Below are 18,068 nucleotides of genomic sequence, written 5' to 3'. Positions count from 1 at the left end.
AAGGCGCGCCGGTTCACAGCAGCCTGTGCATGCGCCGCCAGGCGGCTGGCGTATCGCCCACCGAGTGGCGAAAGGCCTTGGTCAGATGGGCCTGATCCGAAAAACCAAGCTGCGCGGCGATATCGGCCACGGTCAGATCGCCCTCCAGCAGAAGTTTCTGGGCGGCATTGATCCGCCGCTCCAGCTGCCATTGCAGCGGCGTTTTACCCGTGGTCTGGCGAAACACGGTGGCGAACCAGCTTTCGGAAAGCCCGACAATATCGGCCATTTCGGCAACCGTCATGCGGTCGTCACCGCGCTTTTCGACCCGGGCGAGCAGCCTGTTCATCTGTGCCTGCGTCAGCCTGCCATTGGCCTGCTCGGGCGTCGGACCGGGAATATCCAGCAGTCCAGCGACGATGCCGCCGACCAGGCTTTCGGCATAAAGCGGATGTTTCGAAGGCTCGGCCAGTTCATCGACAAGCAGGCCTGCCAGCGTTTCCACCGCGCCGATATCCTGTATCTCGACCGGACGGCGCAGCGCCGTCATGGCTGCCGAACCACCGACCGCCGGCGACAGGAAGCGCAAAAGCCGGTCTTTGTGGATATGCAGGTTGAGGTGCGAAAAGCGATGCGTGGCGTTGCTGCTCGTCCACATCGGCACGCCGGCCGGCACATAGACCGCCCGCGTCATTGGCCGCGAATGCTGCGAAAGCTCGCCATCGCGGTTGGAAATCCGGATCCGTGACGAGACATCGTTGAAGAAAATCATGATGCGGGGATCGGCGGCCAGATAATAACCCTTCGCCCCCATCTGGCTTTCGGCCTCCCAGAACGCGCTGACCAGCCCGTCAAACTGGCGCCATTTGACCGGCGCGGTAACGCTGATCCCTTCCGTGTGCCAGGTCATGGAATGCCAGAAACTCAATGCGGTTACCGTCCGGTTGTCGAGCCGAGGTTGGGGACGCGGGAAACGGCAAACGCCGCAACAGACATCGCGCCCCACGCCAATAACATGACTTATCAATTCATGTTAATAGCAAAGATCGTTATAAAGAGAAACATTCTCTTGCGCGGCACTTCTGGAACCTCCGCCCGCACTGCCCGTTAAATCCATGACAGGACCTCAACACGGGAGATGAACATGGATCGCAAGAAGGAAGCGGGCGATTTCGCCGACAAGAAGCGCGAAGAACAGGGCCACGGGGTCATCGTTGCCGGGCCGGATGCGCACGAAAATGAAAAAGGCGGCAAGGCCCCCTTGGGGAAGGCCGAAAAACCAGCCGCTGACCGGCCGGTTTCATCATTCGACCGCCGCTGACAGTTTTTTTGACCCCGACCGCCGCCAGCCACGCATCCCCTCTTATGCGTCATCATTGGCTCACCCCGAGGACAACGCAGCGTCTGGATAGCTTTGGCAGAGTCAAAAAAACCTCCCCGATCGCTCGGGGAGGTTTTGTTTTATTGAGTGGTCACCTTTCCGCTCAGACGAGGTCGAAACGGTCGGCGTTCATCACCTTCGTCCAGGCGGCAATGAAGTCGCGGACGAATTTTTCCCTGCTATCGTCCTGCGCATAGACTTCCGCATAGGCGCGCAGGATGGAGTTGGAGCCGATTACGAGATCGACTCGGGTCGCCGTATATCTGGCCGCTCCGGTCCTGCGGTCACGAATCTCGTAGAGATTATTGCCGGTCGGAACCCAGGAATAGGCCATATCCGTCAGCGTCGTGAAGAAGTCCGTCGTCAGTGCACCCGGTGTCTGGGTGAACACGCCATGCGCCGCACCGCCATAATTGGCGCCGATGACGCGCAGGCCGCCGATGAGAACGGTCAGTTCCGGCGCTGTGAGGCCGAGTAGCTGCGCCCGGTCGAGCAGCAGTTCTTCGGGGCTGACAACATAGTCCTTCTTGACCCAGTTGCGGAAACCATCCGCCAGCGGCTCAAGCGGGGCGAAGCTGTCGGCATCCGTCTGCTCGGCGGAAGCATCGCCACGGCCGGCCGTAAAGGGCACAGCGATGTCGAAGCCGGCCGCTTTCGCCGCCTGTTCCACACCGTAATTGCCGGCCAGAACGATCACATCGGCGATGCTTGCGCCGGTTTCACGGGCAATCGGCTCGAGAACCGAAAGCACACGGGAAAGACGGGCGGGCTCGTTGCCTTCCCAGTCCTTCTGCGGTGCTAGGCGAATGCGGGCGCCATTGGCGCCGCCGCGCTTGTCCGAACCGCGGAAGGTGCGGGCGCTGTCCCATGCGGTCGCAACCAGATCTGCAACCGGCAGGCCGGAAGCGGCGATCTTCGCCTGAACGGCAGCCACATTGTAGCTCGTGGAACCCTCAGGCACCGGGTCCTGCCAGATCAGGTCTTCAGCCGGAACATCCGGGCCGATATAACGGGACTTCGGCCCCATATCGCGATGCGTCAGCTTGAACCAGGCACGGGCAAAAACGTCAGAGAAGTGGTCCTGATCGTCCTTGAACCGCAGCGAAATCTCGCGGTAGATCGGATCGACCTTCAGGGCCATATCGGCATCGGTCATCATCGGGATGGTGCGGATCGAGGCATCCTCGACGTCGACAGGCTTGTCTTCTTCGGCGATGGTGATCGGCGCCCATTGCGATGCACCGGCGGGGCTGTGCGTCAATGTCCACTCATGCTTGAACAGCATGTCGAAGAAGCCGTTGTCCCATTTGGTCGGCTCGCTCGTCCATGCGCCTTCGATGCCCGACACCACGGTGTCACGTCCAATGCCGCGGCCCTTGGTGTTGATCCAGCCGAGACCCTGATACTCAGGGCCTGCGGCTTCCGGATCGGGACTGAGGTTGGCCGCACTGCCATTGCCGTGCGACTTACCGATGGTGTGGCCGCCGGCCGTGAGAGCCACGGTTTCCTCATCGTCCATGCCCATGCGGGCGAAGGTTTCGCGCATCTGCGCCGCCGTCGCCAGCGGATCGGACTTGCCGTTGACACCTTCCGGGTTGACGTAGATGAGACCCATCTGCACGGCGGCAAGCGGGTTTTCCAGCGTCTCGGGCTTGCTCACGTCGCCGTAACGGCCGTCGCTTGGCGCCAGCCATTCCTTCTCGTCACCCCAATAGGTGTCCTTTTCCGGCGCCCAGATATCTTCACGGCCGAAAGCAAAGCCATATGTTCTCAAACCGGCAACGTCATAGGCAATCGTGCCGGCGAGCGCGATGAGGTCGGCCCAGGAAAGCTTGTTGCCGTATTTCTTCTTGATCGGCCACAGCAGGCGACGACCCTTGTCGGTGTTAACGTTATCCGGCCAGGAGTTGAGCGGTGCAAAACGCTGGTTGCCGGTGTTGGCGCCGCCACGTCCGTCCGTCACGCGGTAAGAGCCGGCAGCGTGCCAGGTGACGCGGGCCATCATGCCGACATAGCTGCCCCAGTCGGCCGGCCACCATTCCTGGCTATCGGTCATCAGGGCGCGCAGATCGGCCTTCAGGGCCTCGACGTCAAGCGTCTTCAGCGCTTCGCGGTAGTTGAAGGAGGTGCCGAGCGGATTGGTCTTGGTGTCGTGCTGATGCAAAATGTCGAGGTTCAGCGCGTTCGGCCACCATTCGGTCACCGATTTACCAGAGGCCGTATTGCCTCCATGCATGACGGGACACTTGCCAGCCGGTTTTGAAGTTGCGTCCATTTCGCCCTCCGATGGGTTTAGCAATTAAACGAAATAATCAATTCGACATGTGCAGCCTGTTGGGGCCAGCCCGCGGCAGGTTTCAGGAAACCATGCAGCGACGCTGGTGATCTTTCACAGCTACAGCTTCTTTCTGTCATGAAGATGACTAACAGCCGGGTTCCATAATTTCCAATTGTATATTCTAAAGGCTGCGATATGCTGAGCTTATGATTGGCCTCTCCATGAAACATCTCCGTTATTTCGACGCGCTCGCCAAGATCGGCCATTTCGGCCGGGCGGCGGAGGCATGTGCGATTTCCCAACCAGCACTTTCTCTGCAGATCCGCGAGCTGGAAGAGCTGATCGGCGCGCCGCTTGTCGAACGCGGCAGCCGCCAGATCCGGCTGACGGCGCTTGGTGAGGAATTCGCCGAACGCACCCGTTCGATCCTTCGCTCCGTGGATGAGTTGCAGGATCTGGCACGGGCGCGGCATGGCCCGCTCAGCGGCCGCCTGCGCATCGGCGTCATCCCGACCGTCGCACCTTATCTTTTACCACAGGTCATCAAGACGCTCACCCGACATTATCCCGGACTGGAGACCCGCCCACGCGAGGCGGTGACGCAGAAACTCATCGAGGACCTGCTGGAGGCGAAGCTGGACATGGCGCTCGTCGCCCTTCCCGTCTCGGAACCCTCGCTGGAAGAGGTTCCCCTGTTTTCAGAGGAGTTCATTCTGGTGCGGCCGATGGAGGATGCGGGCATGCCGGTGCCGAGCGCCGACAAGCTGGGTGAAATGCGCCTGCTGCTGCTCGAAGAAGGCCATTGTTTCCGCAATCAGGCGCTTTCCTTCTGCAGCACGACGAATGCGCCGCCGCGCGTCTTGATGGAGGGCAGCTCGCTCTCCACCCTTGTGCAGATGGTCGGCGCCGGCATCGGCGTCACGCTCATTCCGCAGATGGCGGTCGATATGGAAACACGCCAGTCCACGGTCTCGGTCTTCCGGCTGGCGGAACCGCGCCCATCACGGACCATCGGCATGGTGTGGCGCAAGAGCAATCCGCTGTCTGCGCAGTTCGCCCATATTTCGGAGATCGTCCGCGAATGCGGCATTGAGAAACTTGGCCTGTCTTCGTAGAGGCGGCGGCCGGATCGCCGCGCGCCCAAGCTGCGGTAAGGCTGGCTGATCCTATCGCGAAGCGGCCTTTGCCTGCTTGTCAGTCCATTCGGGCGGTGCGCCGAATTTGTCGGCCACCATGCCCTGCAAACCCCGTGAGCGGCCATAGGCGTCGCATTCGGCGTATTTCGGTTTTCCGCCCAAGGCAGACCGGATTCGGTGCCCCGAAGGAATAGAAAGGTTCAGCCCATCAGAGACCTTGCCCGTCACCAGAATGCGCGCAAAATAATTGGAGAAATCGTCGGCGAGGCCATAAGCGTCGCCTATTTCTGAAACGCGGGGATTGTCGGTGATGGAATTGGCGCCCTTGGACCAGACGGCAGCCGCCCGCTGGACACCGACGTTATCGACGGCTTCCGCCTCGACAGCCAGACCACCGAGCCCGACGGGCAGGCGTGGCACGCTGACCGGCAGGACAAAGCTGCTGCCGAGCGAAACCGCCGTGGAGACCCCTGCCATGGTCTTATTGGTGGGAACCAGATCGGTGATGACCGTGCGGACGGTCATATCCGCTGGCTGGCCATGGGCGGCGATCCGGTATTTATCGCTGAGCGCCACGCAGATGGCTCGATCCAGCGCATTTGAGACGAGTACGCGGTCTTTTTCCGACGGGACACGCGAAGAGGCGGTGAAGGAAAAGGTGGTGGGCACAATGGCGACGGTTTTGACGGCAGCCAGCCCCTTGGCGTCAACGAAAGTCCTGGTCTTGGTGAATTTTCCCTTGGCTGGGCTGAGCTGTGCGTAGGATGTCAGCGTGCCACCTTCCTGCAGCGGCACGGAGGTGCAGCCTGACATAATGAGAGCGAAGGGCAAAGCGGCGAAGGAGGCGCTGCGGCTGCGCACAACTCTGCTGCCGCTGGCCGTGACGAACGGATTCCGCTGGTGTTTCATTGCATGTGCTCCGGTTGGAAAGATTTCCTGTGCCCCGCACGCTACGACAGCTAAAATTGCGGCAGCATTACAATCGCGGTCCGCAGGCGCTGCAAATGGCGCTCAGAAGCAGAGCCGGAATGTGCTTCCGAAGGCGGAGCTTTCCAGAAGGACACGTCCATTGTGGTCAGCGACGATCTGCTTGACGAGACTGAGACCCAGACCTGCTCCCGTGCTTCGCGGCGTCACGCGATAAAATGGCTCGAATATCCGCTCCTGCTGGTCTTCCGCTATGCCCTGCCCTTCATCGGAAATCGCAATTTCACCGTTTGCGAGAACCGAAACATGGATCATCCCTCTGTTTCCGCCATGGTCGATGGCGTTGCGCACGATATTACTGACGGCGCGCGGCAGGGCGAAGGGGTTGCCCTGCATCTCGTAGCGCGCGATCTGCGTGTCGAAGGAAATATCGTAACCCACAGACAGCGCCAGCGGCGCAAGATCGGCAACGACCGTACGGGCGATTTCGACGAGATCGACCGTCTCCCAACGGTCATGCACCTGATCGTTCCGCTCCACGGCCAGAAGCTGCTCGGCGGTTTCGCCGAGCCGTGCGACATCCTCCATCAGCCGCTGCCGGTCCGGCCCTTCCGGCAGGCCCTCTATCCGGGTCTGCATGATGGCGATCGGTGTCCTTAGCTCATGCGCCGCATCGATGAGAAACCGTTGCCGCGCCCGGAACTGCTGCTCTAGCCGTTCGAGGATGCTGTTGAAGGATACGATCAGCGGCACGACTTCCCGTGGCACGTCCTCGACGGGCAGCTTCGAGCCCGCCCGGCGCGGGTCGATCTCCGGGGCTTTCCGGACGACGGAACTGAGACCGGCGAGCGCCTGGCGCACGATGCGCGGCACGGAAAAGAACACTGCAGGCAGGATAACCGCCAGCAGCGGAACATAGATCGGATAGGTGCCGAGAAGAAGCGTCAGAAACGACGCGCTGATATGGGAGGTTCCGCCGAACATGACCCTCAGCGGGCCAGATGCCGTATCGAGACTTTCAGACAGCGCGACCTCGGATATGCCGGCGCCGCCGCGAATATCAGCGTCCATCATCAGATGGGCGTAACGCGATAGCTCGGCATAGACCGCCGGCACAGCGCCATAGGTCACGGACTGGCCATCCAGCGTCGAGGCAACGAACCAGAGTTCTTCATTCTCCGCCTTGAGGGCCTTGAGCGCCGGCCCCTCGGTGATGACGAGCCCTTTCTGCGGATCGAGCGAAAGCGAGCCGTCGAGTGTCGAAGACAGATCCTCCCAAAGCCCGATATTGGGAGAGACCCGCATCACCCCGTAAATGCAGAGGCCGACGATGACGACCGCGATCATGGCGGAGACGACAATGCTGAGCTGCCAGCTCAATTGCCACCACAAAGACGGATTGGACTTGCCCTTCACCTTCATGCCTCTTCCTTCAGCAGATAACCGATGCCGCGGATATTATGCACGCTCACCCCGGCCGAGACGTCCAGCAGACGCTTGCGCAGCCGCGATATATGCGCGTCAAGCGCATTGGACTGGATTTCCTCCTCGTAATTATAGACCGCCGCCTCGAGCGTGGAACGCAGCACGGATTTACCCTTGCGTTTGGCGAGTGCGACGAGAACCAGAAGCTCGCGTCTGGGAAGATCGAAGGGAAGCGAATTGATGGTGACGCTGAGATGCAGCGGGTCGATCACGATCCGGCCGACGGCGATCTGGGCCGGAGCAAGGTTTGCCGGCCGCCTCAGAACCGCGCGCACCCGCGCCAGAAGCTCGCCGACAAGAAACGGCTTTCCCAGATAGTCATCCGCGCCGCCATCCAGTCCCGCGATGCGATCTTCCGGCTCGTTCATTGCCGTCAAGAGGATAATCGGCGTATCGACACCGGCGCGGCGCAGTTTCGGGATGAAGGCAAGCCCCTCACCGTCCGGTAACCTGCGGTCGAGCAGGATGGCGTCGTAAACATGCTGGCGTGTCAGCTCCATCGCATCGCCAAGCCGCATGGTGTGGTCAATGACAATGCCCTGCTTGCCGAGCGTCGCCGTCAGCGCATCCGCCATTTCCTTTTCATCTTCGATCAACAGAAGTCTCATACGTCACCGTCCCTTCACCAGCCGTTCTCTGCCAGAAAGGTTGCGGCAGTATTGCGGCAAAGACGATGCGGCAGGGTAATGCTGCTGCAATTATGGCCCCTTATCCAGACACCATCCGCCTGAATAACAGGCGACGTGACGGCTCGGTGAGCCGTTACCCAAAGAACTTTGCCTAGAAGGATTGTGTTATGTGGGTGAAGAGAAGCATCAAGGCCGGGATCGCGCTTGCGGGCTGCGCGCTCGTCGTTACTGCCCTCGACCCGGCGCGCGGCAGCGTCGATGCCAACGAGCGCGTCAGGGGAATTGTCGAAGCCACCACCCTTAGCCCGGCCGGCATTCCCTTCGAACTGACGGCTTCGGAAACGGCAAAGATCGGCGCACGCCAGATGGTGGAGAAGCTCAGCATCAGCGGTGAACTCCAGCCGGTCAACCGCATCGTGATCCGCGCCCGCGAGGCCGGGAAAATTCTGGAGATGAGCGTCCGGGACGGACAGGCGGTCAGGGCGGGTGATGTAGTGGTGCGCTTTGAGACCGATGACCTGCAAGCGGCGCTGCTGCAACGGCAAAGCGACCGGGATGCGGCCGAGGCCGAACTGACGCTGGCAATGCTGGCACTGGCGAGAACCGAACAGCTTGCCAACAAAAACATCACATCGGCGGAACAGCTGGACAAGGCGAAAAGCGATGTCGTGGTGAAAACCGCAAGGGTTCAAAGCCTTTCGGCCCAGACAGATATCGCCCGCCTCGCGCTGAGCAACGCCGAAATCCGCGCGCCTTTCAGTGGTACTGTCACCCGCCGGCTGGCTGAAGCCGGCGCGCGCGTCAGCGCCGATGGCGAGCTTCTCACACTGGTCGATACCAGCGTGCTGGAAGCGAAGGTTCTGGTCGCCACCCGCGATATTCCCCGTGTAAACCTTGGCCAGACGGCGGAACTGGAGATTGACGGCCTCGGTGGCCAGACCGTCAAAAGCACCGTCGAGCGTATCAGCCCGGTTGCCGAGGATGGCACACGTTTTGTCGCCGTCTATCTGCGGCTTGCCAATCGCGACGGCCGGCTGTGGGGCGGAATGTTTGCCAGCGGATCAATCCTCGTGCGCGAAAAAAACGATGCGCTGGTGGTTCCCGCCATCGCGCTTCGCAAGGATGAGACCGGCTACCATGTGCTCAAGGTGACGGACGGTCATTTGCGTCGCCAGACGGTGGCGCTCGGATCACGCTGGAACGGCGGCAGCCTGATCGAGATCGCCACGGGCCTGAAGGATGGAGAAACGATCCTGACTGCACCGCTTCCGGAATTGCAGCCGGACATGGCCGTGACCATCGATAAGGCAGGCTGAAATGTTTTTGACCCGTATATCCGTCTCCCATCCCGTCTTCGCCACCATGATGATGGTGACATTGCTGGTCATGGGCCTCTTTTCGCTGCAGCGGCTGGGGCTGGATCAATATCCCAATGTCGACGTGCCCGTCGTCGTCGTGGTCACCACCTATCCGGGTGCGACGCCGGAGACCGTGGAAACCGAAGTGACACGCCCGGTCGAGGATGCGCTGAACGCCATCGGCGGTCTGGATGAGATCACCTCGACCTCTTATGAGGGACGCTCCGTGGTCGTCGTGAAATTCAAGCTTGAGGTAGAAGGGGCCGCTGCGGCGCAGGATGTGCGCGACAAGGTCGCCGCCATCGAGGCGAATTTGCCGGAAGACGCCAAGAAGCCGGTCGTCTCCCGTTTCGATCCCGCCGCCGAACCTATCCTCTCGCTGGCAATCAGTTCGACGTCGCTCGACGTGCCGGCGCTCACCACCCTTGCCGACCAGAAGGTGGTGCGCCAGCTGACTACCGTTGAAGGTGTCGGACAGGCGACGCTGGTGGGCGGCCGCAAACGGCAGATCGACGTTGCTATAGACGAAACCCGCATGCGGGCGCTCGGGGTCGGCGTCAACGAGGTGGTGAACGCGCTGCGCACCGGCAACGGCAACAGCCCGGCCGGCAGCATCGTCGACCCCGTATCCGAACGCACGATCCAGGTTCAGGGTCGCGTCGAGGAACCGCAGGCGCTGCTGGACATGGTCGTGGCGAGGCGTGGTGGCGCAGCGATCCTGCTGCGCGACGTCGCCACGGTTTCCGAAGGGGCGGTCGATGCCGAAAGCCGCGCCCTCTACAATGGCCAGACGGCGCTGGCGATCGATATCGTCAAGGTTCAGGACGCCAACACGGTTCAGGTCGTGACGGATGTGAGGAACCGCCTCCAGCAGCTCAATACCGAGCTGGCCACGCAGAATGTCCAATTGCGCATCGTCACCGACACCTCCACGCCCATTCGGGAATCCGTCAATCAGGTGCAGACGACGCTGATCGAAGGGGCGGCGCTCGCCATCGCCATCGTTTTCCTGTTTTTGAATTCCTGGCGCAGTACGGTCATTACCGGCCTGACACTGCCAATCGCCATCATCGGCACGCTTGCCGTCATCGATTTCCTTGGTTTCACCCTCAATACACTCAGCCTTCTGGCGCTCACACTCTCCATCGGCATTCTGGTGGATGACGCCATCGTCGTGCGCGAGAACATCACCCGTCATCTGCATATGGGCAAATCCCATATCCGCGCGGCGCTCGACGGCACCAACGAAATCGGCCTTGCGGTGATCGCGACAACCGCAACCATCGTGGCGGTCTTCCTGCCGGTCGCCTTCATGGACGGCATTATCGGCCGGTTCTTCTATGAATTCGGCGTCACCGTGTCAGCTGCGGTACTGATCTCCCTTTTTGTCACCTTCACGCTTGATCCCATGCTTTCGAGCGTCTGGTACGATCCGGATGCACAACCCGATGCCAGACGCGGGCCGATCGGGCGGTTGATTATGCGCTTCGATCATGGTTTCGAATGGCTGGCCGAACAATATCGGCATGTGATCGGCTGGACATTGCGCCACCGGCTCATCACCCTGCTCACCACATCGGGCATCTTCATCGGCAGCCTGTTCATGGTGCCGCTGGTCGGCGTGGAATTCGTGCCTGCTACCGATGAAGGCCGCTTTCAGATTACCGTGACGGCCCCGGCCGGTTCCTCACTGGATTACACGACGACAAAAGTACGGCAGGTCGAGAAGGCACTGAGGGCGTTCCCCGAGGTCGAAACGCTCTATTCCACCATCAATACCGGCGGCGCGGCGGGCAAGCAGCGCGCCACGGTGCTGGGGGGGCTCGTTCCGCTGACAATGCGCACGCAAACACCCGCCACGCTGGCCGAACCGATCCGCAAGCGCCTGTCAGCCATACCGGGCATAGAGGTTGCGATCCTTCAGGACGGTCTTGGCGGCGGCGAAAGCCCGGTGCAGCTCAGCATCCTCGGCGACGACCGGGCCATTCTCGAAAAAATCGCCACCGGTCTGGTCGAGGACATGAAAAAAATCCCCGGCCTCGTGGATGTGAATTCCAGCGCCCGCAACGTGACCTCGGTCCTTTCCGTGCGTCTTAAACGCGAGGCGGCGAGCGATCTTGGCATTTCCCGCTCCGATCTAGCCACGGCCCTCTCCTCGCTCATTGGCGGTGAAGATGTTTCGAAATGGACGGATAGGAACGGCAACAGCTATGACATCGTCGTGCGCCTGCCCGGCGAACGTCGTTCCGACACCGCAACCCTCGGCGAATTGATGATCGCGACCGGTCGCACGACGTCAAATGGCACGCCGGTGATGGTGCGTCTCGATCAGGTGGCCGAGATCGGCGCTGCCCCGGCACCGGCCGAAATCCGTCGCATCGACAATCGCCGCGAGGTGCTGGTTTCAGCCAATCTTGCAGGACGCACGCTTGGTGACGTGACGGATGCCCTCCAAAACCTGAGCGCTGCCCGCGATCTGCCGGATGGTTATCGCATCCGCTTCGGCGGCGAGGCCGAGACGATGCAGGAGACCATCGGCCATATGGTCAAGGCGCTCATCATGGCGGTTATTTTCATCTATATCGTGCTTGCCTCGCAATTCGGCAGCTTCCTGCAGCCGCTCGCCATCATGGCCTCGCTGCCGCTCTCGTTGGCCGGCGTCCTTCTGGGATTGATGGTGGCCGGCAGCACGATCAACATGTTCTCGCTGATCGGCTTCATCATGCTGATGGGCCTCGTCACCAAGAATGGCATCTTGCTGGTGGACTTCGCCAATCGGGAAAGAAAACGCGGGCTTTCGCTGAACGAAGCGCTGGCGAACGCCGGCGTCATCCGCTTCCGACCGATCATCATGACGACGCTTGCGATGATCTTCGGCATGATCCCGCTTGGGCTGGCCATCGGCGGTGGCGGTGCGCAGCGCGCGCCGATGGCGCATGCGGTGGTCGGCGGTCTCATCAGCTCCACCCTCCTCACCCTGATCGTCGTGCCGACCATCCTGTCCTATATCGACAGCATCGTCAGGCGTTTTGCCCACCTTTTGCCAAAAGCGCCGGATGACGCGGGAAAACCGGACACGGCAGAATCGGGCCAACCCCGCGAGGCGCAGCCCGTCTGAAAGCCCCTTGTTTCGCAAGGAAACCGGTTATTGACGGGAGAAGCGGCAACGCTTTTCCCATCAATGGGGCAACGGGTCTTACCGAAGCAGAAGTATGGTGGCCGGTCCCGCCAGAAGCACGGCAAAACGACGATGGGATGGATGCAGCGGCCAAGAAGCCGCATGGCGGCACGATATAAACGCATAATGCACCTGACGAAATTCATCCGGCAAATTGGAGTATGTCGTATTGCAACGGCATTACGGCGTAAGGTCTGGGCTCTGCTCACGGAAAACATGGCGGCCCGTCAGGGTCTCTCACCCGCCCTGTCTTTCCTTTTGCCCTTGGGCTTGAAATCAACCAGCAACGATTTCAATTCGATTTCCCGAACGCGCCTCGCTGCCTCATCCGGACGGACCCATTCGACCAGGCGTTCGCCACGTTCCTTGAAGCTCGTTTCCGCACCCGTCACCTCGATCTGGAACACATCGACCATGCACGGGACGACATCGCCATTGTCGAGCATCTTCAGATAGGTGTAACGGCCAATGGCGGCCTTTCTCACCCGGCCGCGCACGCCCGCCTCTTCCCATGCCTCGATCGCCGCCGCCTCATGCGGCTTCTTGCGTTTCATCGGCCAGCCGCGCGGAATGATCCAGCGCTGGGTGGTGCGCGACGTGACGAGAAGGATTTCGATATCGTCCCCGTTGCCGCCGTAGCGAAAACACACGGCGGCATATTGCTGCCGAAAAGCGCCGGTGAAGAGCTTTTCGGGGACGGCAGCGAGTTGCTGAAGCAGTGTCAGGGGGCGCGCCGGACGGGTTTTCCGGCTTTTCTTGGAAGATTTCATTTGCGTTGATAGTGCCGATTTTCCGGGTTGCATCAATGCCCTGCCCGAATTTATGACAGTTTTATGACAGTTACCCCCTACAACATAAATGGCGCCATTGAGGGCCAATTCACATGATGAGCATTTTCCGCAAGCTGATGCCGCGCGGGGATCGCTTCTTTGACCTGTTCAGCAAACATTCCGAGACCGTCTTCAAAGCGGCCGGTGCTCTGGATCAACTGTTTGTTGGCACAGGCGTCGTGAGGAATTGCGACCTGTCGTTGCCCTCTCCCGGAACAAAAGCCACCCTGTGGCTGTTTGATCCGCGAGACCAATGGCGACGAAACGGATCGCGGATCACATGGCACGGCAGGTTTTCTGGAAGGGTTATCTGAAGCTGTCGCTGGTGACCGCTGCCGTTTCGCTGACGCCCGCCACCACGGAAGGCAATAAATACCGCTTCCACATTCTCAATCGCAAGACCGGCAATCGCGTCGAAAGCCGCTATGTCGACAGCATCACCCACCGGCCGGTGGCGGCGAAAAACCAGGTGAAGGGTTTTCCCCGCGCCGAAGACGACTATGTGCTGCTGGAAGATGACGAGATCGATGCAGTGGCGCTGGAAAGCACCCGCACGATCGACATCAAGACCTTCGTTCCCACAGGTTCCATCGACTGGATCTGGTACGACCGCCCGCACTTCCTGCGGCCGGAAGACAAGATCGGCGCGGAAGCCTTCAGCGTTATCCGGGAGGCCATGTCGGCGAATGGCGTTGTCGGTATCGCACGGCTCGTTCTCTACCGTCACGAACGAGCTGTACTGCTGGAGCCTTCCGGCAAGGGCATTATTCTTTGGACGCTGCATTATGGCGAGGAAGTGCGCGAGAGCATTGATGCGCTTGAGCCGAAAATGAAAATCGACAGACCCCTGCTGGATGCCATGGAAAAACGCATCGGCAAACAGAAGACGGGCTGGAAGCCGACCCTGGTGCAGGACCCCATCCAGAAAAAGATCAAGGCGCTGCTGAAGACCAAAGGTGACGAGACCCCGTCCTCGAAACAGAAAACCGGCACGAAAGCCCGCACCGGTGGCAATGTCATCAACATCATGGACGCTCTGAAGAAAAGCCTTGCCGCCGACAAGCGACGCTAGGTGTTAGCCGGCCTTTTTCGGCAGCGGCCGGGCAGCGGCGAAAAATCCGTCCCATGGGTCTTTCTTGAGGACTGAGAGACGCGCACCAATATTGGCGACGGTGAAATGCGCCGGGCCAATCTCGGCCGTGAGTTCCGACCATTCCAGCGGTGCGGAAATGGCCGCACCGGGCCGGGCACGCGTCGAATAGGGCGCGACCGCCGTATTGCCCCTGCCATTGCGCAGATAATCGATGAAAAGGCGGCCCCGGCGTTTTGCTTTCGTTGCCACGGAAAGATATTTATCAGGTTCCGCCTTCGACATATCGGCGGCCATCGCTTTCGAGAAAGCCTTTACGGCTGCCCAGCCTGCCTGCGGTTTCAGCGGCGCGACGACATGCAGGCCCTTGCCGCCCGAAGTCTTGACGAAGGCGACAAGCCCGGCGTCCTCGAAACGCCGTTTCAGTTCCATAGCCGCCTCGATCACCTCTTCCCAGGCCACGTCTTCGCCGGGATCGATATCCATGGTGATCATGTCGGGTTTCTCCCAGTTGGCGGTGGTGGTGCCCCATGGGTGAATTTCGAGCGTAGCGGACTGGACCAGAGCCATAAGACCGTCGAAATCGGTGATGCGGATGAGCGGTTCACCGCCCTTGTCCTTGGGATCCTTGATCTGCTCCACGGCCTTGTTGATGCCGCGCCAGGCGTGTTTCTGAAAAAACCGCTGCCCCTCTATGCCTTCGGGACAACGCAGCAGCGCCAGCGGTCGATCGACAACGAAGGGCGACATATGCCGCCACACCTGCGCGTAATAATCGGCGAGCCCCTCCTTGGTCACACCGTCATCAGGCCAGTAAAGCCGGTCCGGATGGGTGAATTTGATGGCGGATTGCGGCGCGTTTGTATCGCTCACGGCCTTCTCCTCGCGTTCGATTTCTTCCACCGGCTTGTCTTCGCGCAGGCCGCGGAAGGAAGCGTGACGCAGATTGCCATCTCCAGACCAGGCTCGGAACTCCACTTCCGCCACCAGTTGCGGCGTAACGAAGTGAAGGTCACGGCGCGCAAGCGCGGTGAGCTTGTCGCCAAACGGGCTTTCCTCACTTTCCAGCGGCTTCAGGCGGCCAAGCAGCATTTCCGCCACTTCGCCCGTGTAGCCGGTACCGACGCGGCCGACATGGCGCAGCTTGCCCTTTTCATAAACGCCAAGCGCCAGTGAGCCGATGGCGTGGTCCGATGTCGAAGAGAGCGTGTAGCCGCCGATGACGAATTCCTGCCGCATCGAACATTTGGATTTCACCCATTCGCCCTTGCGGCCGGAAACATATTGGCTGTTCTTGACCTTGGAAATAACGCCCTCAAGGCTGAGACGGCAGGCGTGGTCCAGCACAAGCTCGCCACTCTCCTCGAAATGTTCGCTGTACCGAAGCTTGTGATCGCCCGCTGGCAGCAGCTTTTCCAACAACGCCTTGCGATCGGTAAGCGCCGCCCCACGCAGATCGGAACCATCGAGATATAGCAGATCAAAGGCGTAAAAAACGAAACGATCACTCCGCCCCTCGCTCAAATCCTGCTGCAACGCCGAGAAGTCGGAGGCGCCGCTGTCGCGTTCCACCACGATTTCCCCGTCCATCAGCAGGGTTTCGGCCGGCAGGGCTTTCAACGCGCGTGCCACCGCATCGCCAAACTTCTCCGTCCAGTCCAGCCCGCTGCGCGTCAGAAGCTGGAGTTTGCCGTGATCGAGCCGCACCTGCAGGCGGTAACCATCGAATTTGATTTCATGCAGCCAGCGGGAACCAACTGGCGGTTTCGGCTTCAGCGTTGCCAACGCCGGCGGCACGAAAGACGGAAGCGCCTGTTTGCGTGCGCCCCTGGGCAAGGCATGCGCCTGCTTTTGGCCGGAAGAAGAGGCAGCTGCCTTTTTCGAGACTGACTTGGAATTCCATGTGTCCTTGGGTTTGGCTGCGACCTCCTCGACGGTGCGCCCGGTCTTTACCGATTCCGGTCGCTCCTCCAGAATATCCGCCCGACCCTCATGCCGGGCCTCCTCGTCATCTCCTTTGATCAGCAGCCAGTTTTCCCTGTTCTCACCGGGTTTTCCATGCATGCGTACCAGATGCCAGCGCCCTTTAAGCTTGTCGCCTTCCAGTTCGAATTCGAGATGGCCCTTGCGATATCCTTTCCTGGCATCACCAATCGGCCGCCAGACGCCGCGATCCCACACGATGACCGTTCCACCGCCATATTGTCCCTTGGGAATGACGCCCTCGAAATCACCATAGCTTAGCGGGTGATCTTCGACATGCACCGCAAGGCGCTTGTCCTCCGGGTCTAGGCTCGGGCCGCGCGTCACCGCCCAGCTTTTCAGCACACCGTCCATTTCCAGCCGGAAATCATAATGCAGCCGACGGGCATCGTGTTTCTGTATCACGAAACTCGACCCTTGAGCTTCGGCCCGCGTGCCCTTCGGCTCCGGCGTCTTGTCGAAACTGCGCTTGGCGTTATAGGTCTGCAATCCCATGCATCAGCTCGCTTTCCGTGACGCCTTGCGGCCCGCCGTCCCGGTTTTTTCCCCGCCCTCGGCCTTCGCACTGCGGCGCAGGGCCTCTTTCAGATCGATGACATTATCTTGCTTCGGAGCTGGCCGCCTTTGGATTTCCCGGCCCTCGATCTTGGCCTTCACCAGTTCCGCGAGGGCATCATTGTAACGGTCGCTATAGTCGGAAGGATCGAAGGTGCCGGCGCGTGTTTTGATGATATGGCCGGCAAGCTCCAGCATCTCGTCATCGAACTGAATATCGGGAATGGACTTGAAGACGGTGCTCTCAGCGCGCACCTCGTAGCCGAAATTCAGCGTCGTGGCGACGAGAGCCTTGCCGCTTGGGCGGATCAGCAACATGCGATTGCGGCGGAAAAGCACCGCCTCGCCGAGAGCGACGACGTTTTCGTCCTCCATCGCCTTTGCCAGCAGCGTCAGCGCTTCCTCCCCGCCTTCCTGCGTCGGCGCAAGATAGTAGGGCCTATCGAAAAACAGCTTGTCGATCTCGTCGCATTCAAGAAAATGCCGGATACGAATGACCTTGTCACTCTCCGGCATCAGTTTCGCGATCTCGTCACCTTCGATGATAATGTAATCACCATTGTCGCGCTCGTAACCCTTGACCTGATCGTCACGCCCGACGGCCTCGCCGGTATCGCTATCGACATATTGCCGTTCCACCCGGTGGCCGGTCTTGCGATTGACGATGTTGAACGAAATCTTCTCCGTTGAGGTCAGCGCGGAATAAAGCCCGATTTCGCAGTTGAAATCGGCAAAGGCAAGATGGCCCTTCCAGCTTGCTCTCCTGTTCATGATGCCCGCCCGCGATGACTGTCGGAAGATCGCTCATCACCCCGGTCGGCAGCAAGAATACGCTCGATGGCCGGCACATCCGTTTCCGCCAGCACCGGCACTGGGTCGGATGCCATCGCCTCCAGCACCTCCGGAGAAAGGCCCCCATTGCGGATGACCCATTCCATCGCCTTACGGGTCTGACGCTCCGCCTTCAGCTGCGCATAAAGCGCCAGTATCAGCCGGTCGCGGACATCAAAAGGTTTTATACCTGCGTCTGAACGTTCTGCCTGCCGTTTCATGTCACATCCTCAAGGCGTCTCAAGCAATAGGACAAGTTGATCTCGCCTCGGCTTGGCGGGAGACGCCATAAGTGACTTTAACGATTCGGATTGGTCCTCGTTCCATTGAGAATATGGTCCATAGCAGTCTTTTTTGCATGGCTACCCGGCTTTAATTGCCAAGGCGCGGGGGGGGAGGAACGGCAACGGCATCATGCCGCCGCACGT

14 protein-coding genes and 1 pseudogene are annotated in these 18,068 nt (G+C 60.3%); 6 read left to right on the top strand and 9 right to left on the bottom strand.

Annotated features, from left to right (window positions below):
* Positions 1-13 precede the first annotated feature (13 nt).
* Positions 14-907: a helix-turn-helix domain-containing protein gene (locus FCH38_RS20965; protein WP_210267274.1), complete on the bottom strand. Its 894-nt coding sequence runs from the start codon at positions 905-907 to the stop codon at positions 14-16.
* A 216-nt stretch (positions 908-1,123) separates the two neighbouring features.
* On the opposite strand from FCH38_RS20965, the gene FCH38_RS20960 reads away from it, so the two are divergent.
* Entirely contained in the window at positions 1,124-1,300 is a 177-nt protein-coding gene (locus FCH38_RS20960; RefSeq protein ID WP_174375029.1) for a hypothetical protein, read from the top strand.
* A 163-nt stretch (positions 1,301-1,463) separates the two neighbouring features.
* Here FCH38_RS20960 and katG read toward each other — a convergent pair whose 3' ends face one another.
* Entirely contained in the window at positions 1,464-3,635 is a 2,172-nt protein-coding gene (gene katG / locus FCH38_RS20955) for a catalase/peroxidase HPI (RefSeq protein WP_174375028.1), read from the bottom strand.
* Between the two features lie 209 nt (positions 3,636-3,844).
* Here katG and FCH38_RS20950 point away from each other — a divergent pair, with 209 nt between their 5' ends.
* Positions 3,845-4,753 (top strand): hydrogen peroxide-inducible genes activator, encoded by a 909-nt coding sequence (locus FCH38_RS20950; protein WP_174375027.1) that lies wholly within the window; start codon positions 3,845-3,847, stop codon positions 4,751-4,753.
* A 51-nt stretch (positions 4,754-4,804) separates the two neighbouring features.
* Here the strand turns inward: FCH38_RS20950 and FCH38_RS20945 are convergent, their stop codons facing one another.
* The 3 genes from FCH38_RS20945 to FCH38_RS20935 all read right to left on the bottom strand — a co-directional run bounded on the left by FCH38_RS20945 (position 4,805) and on the right by FCH38_RS20935 (position 7,794).
* Positions 4,805-5,683: a DUF3313 domain-containing protein gene (locus tag FCH38_RS20945; protein ID WP_174375026.1), complete on the bottom strand. Its 879-nt coding sequence runs from the start codon at positions 5,681-5,683 to the stop codon at positions 4,805-4,807.
* 102 nt (positions 5,684-5,785) lie between these two features.
* Positions 5,786-7,123, bottom strand: coding sequence for a sensor histidine kinase (locus tag FCH38_RS20940; RefSeq protein WP_174375025.1), 1,338 nt, complete (start codon positions 7,121-7,123; stop codon positions 5,786-5,788).
* A complete protein-coding gene (locus tag FCH38_RS20935) occupies positions 7,120-7,794 on the bottom strand; it encodes a response regulator transcription factor (RefSeq protein WP_153516033.1) in 675 nt (224 codons plus the stop codon). The genes FCH38_RS20940 and FCH38_RS20935 overlap by 4 nt, the downstream gene beginning before the upstream one ends.
* 188 nt (positions 7,795-7,982) lie before the next feature.
* On the opposite strand from FCH38_RS20935, the gene FCH38_RS20930 reads away from it, so the two are divergent.
* Positions 7,983-9,131: an efflux RND transporter periplasmic adaptor subunit gene (locus FCH38_RS20930; protein WP_174375024.1), complete on the top strand. Its 1,149-nt coding sequence runs from the start codon at positions 7,983-7,985 to the stop codon at positions 9,129-9,131.
* Between the two features lies 1 nt (position 9,132).
* The gene (locus FCH38_RS20925) at positions 9,133-12,291 is read left to right on the top strand and encodes an efflux RND transporter permease subunit (protein ID WP_174375023.1); all 3,159 of its coding nucleotides are present in this window, start codon (positions 9,133-9,135) and stop codon (positions 12,289-12,291) included.
* 287 nt (positions 12,292-12,578) lie between these two features.
* On the opposite strand, the gene FCH38_RS20920 is transcribed toward FCH38_RS20925, so the two are convergent.
* On the bottom strand, positions 12,579-13,121 hold the full coding sequence (locus tag FCH38_RS20920; protein ID WP_149900948.1) for an NUDIX hydrolase: 543 nt from the start codon (positions 13,119-13,121) through the stop codon (positions 12,579-12,581).
* Between the two features lie 113 nt (positions 13,122-13,234).
* Between FCH38_RS20920 and FCH38_RS20915 the strand changes: the two are divergent.
* Positions 13,235-13,378, top strand: a pseudogene (locus FCH38_RS20915) (nuclease PIN); the annotation flags it as partial.
* Positions 13,379-13,461: 83 nt separating this feature from the next.
* Entirely contained in the window at positions 13,462-14,253 is a 792-nt protein-coding gene (locus FCH38_RS20910) for a Ku protein (protein ID WP_153516029.1), read from the top strand.
* Positions 14,254-14,256: 3 nt separating this feature from the next.
* On the opposite strand, the gene ligD is transcribed toward FCH38_RS20910, so the two are convergent.
* The 3 genes from ligD to FCH38_RS20895 are packed head-to-tail and all read right to left on the bottom strand — an operon-like array spanning position 14,257 to position 17,861.
* The gene (ligD, locus tag FCH38_RS20905) at positions 14,257-16,749 is read right to left on the bottom strand and encodes a DNA ligase D (RefSeq protein ID WP_174375022.1); all 2,493 of its coding nucleotides are present in this window, start codon (positions 16,747-16,749) and stop codon (positions 14,257-14,259) included.
* Positions 16,750-16,752: 3 nt separating this feature from the next.
* Positions 16,753-17,580 carry a Ku protein gene (locus FCH38_RS20900; RefSeq protein WP_174375021.1) on the bottom strand — a complete coding sequence of 276 codons (828 nt, stop codon included), beginning with the start codon at positions 17,578-17,580 and terminating at the stop codon, positions 16,753-16,755.
* Entirely contained in the window at positions 17,577-17,861 is a 285-nt protein-coding gene (locus FCH38_RS20895; RefSeq protein ID WP_174375020.1) for a hypothetical protein, read from the bottom strand. Before FCH38_RS20895 ends, FCH38_RS20900 begins: the two co-directional genes overlap by 4 nt.
* Positions 17,862-18,068 lie beyond the last annotated feature (207 nt).

Source organism: Agrobacterium tumefaciens, from assembly GCF_013337285.1.
Taxonomy (GTDB): Bacteria; Pseudomonadota; Alphaproteobacteria; order Rhizobiales; family Rhizobiaceae; genus Agrobacterium; species Agrobacterium burrii.
This window is presented reverse-complemented; position numbering and strand designations above follow the sequence as displayed.

Bases quoted from the DNA above. Each gene is read 5' to 3' on its own strand.
- FCH38_RS20895 (WP_174375020.1), bottom strand. From the start codon at position 17,861: ATGAAACGGCAGGCAGAACGTTCAGACGCAGGTATAAAACCTTTTGAT.
- FCH38_RS20945 (WP_174375026.1), bottom strand. From the start codon at position 5,683: ATGAAACACCAGCGGAATCCGTTCGTCACGGCCAGCGGCAGCAGAGTT.
- FCH38_RS20950 (WP_174375027.1), top strand. From the start codon at position 3,845: ATGATTGGCCTCTCCATGAAACATCTCCGTTATTTCGACGCGCTCGCC.
- FCH38_RS20900 (WP_174375021.1), bottom strand. From the start codon at position 17,580: ATGAACAGGAGAGCAAGCTGGAAGGGCCATCTTGCCTTTGCCGATTTC.
- FCH38_RS20930 (WP_174375024.1), top strand. From the start codon at position 7,983: ATGTGGGTGAAGAGAAGCATCAAGGCCGGGATCGCGCTTGCGGGCTGC.
- FCH38_RS20935 (WP_153516033.1), bottom strand. From the start codon at position 7,794: ATGAGACTTCTGTTGATCGAAGATGAAAAGGAAATGGCGGATGCGCTG.
- FCH38_RS20910 (WP_153516029.1), top strand. From the start codon at position 13,462: ATGGCACGGCAGGTTTTCTGGAAGGGTTATCTGAAGCTGTCGCTGGTG.
- ligD (WP_174375022.1), bottom strand. From the start codon at position 16,749: ATGGGATTGCAGACCTATAACGCCAAGCGCAGTTTCGACAAGACGCCG.
- FCH38_RS20940 (WP_174375025.1), bottom strand. From the start codon at position 7,123: ATGAAGGTGAAGGGCAAGTCCAATCCGTCTTTGTGGTGGCAATTGAGC.
- FCH38_RS20920 (WP_149900948.1), bottom strand. From the start codon at position 13,121: ATGAAATCTTCCAAGAAAAGCCGGAAAACCCGTCCGGCGCGCCCCCTG.
- FCH38_RS20960 (WP_174375029.1), top strand. From the start codon at position 1,124: ATGGATCGCAAGAAGGAAGCGGGCGATTTCGCCGACAAGAAGCGCGAA.
- katG (WP_174375028.1), bottom strand. From the start codon at position 3,635: ATGGACGCAACTTCAAAACCGGCTGGCAAGTGTCCCGTCATGCATGGA.
- FCH38_RS20925 (WP_174375023.1), top strand. From the start codon at position 9,133: ATGTTTTTGACCCGTATATCCGTCTCCCATCCCGTCTTCGCCACCATG.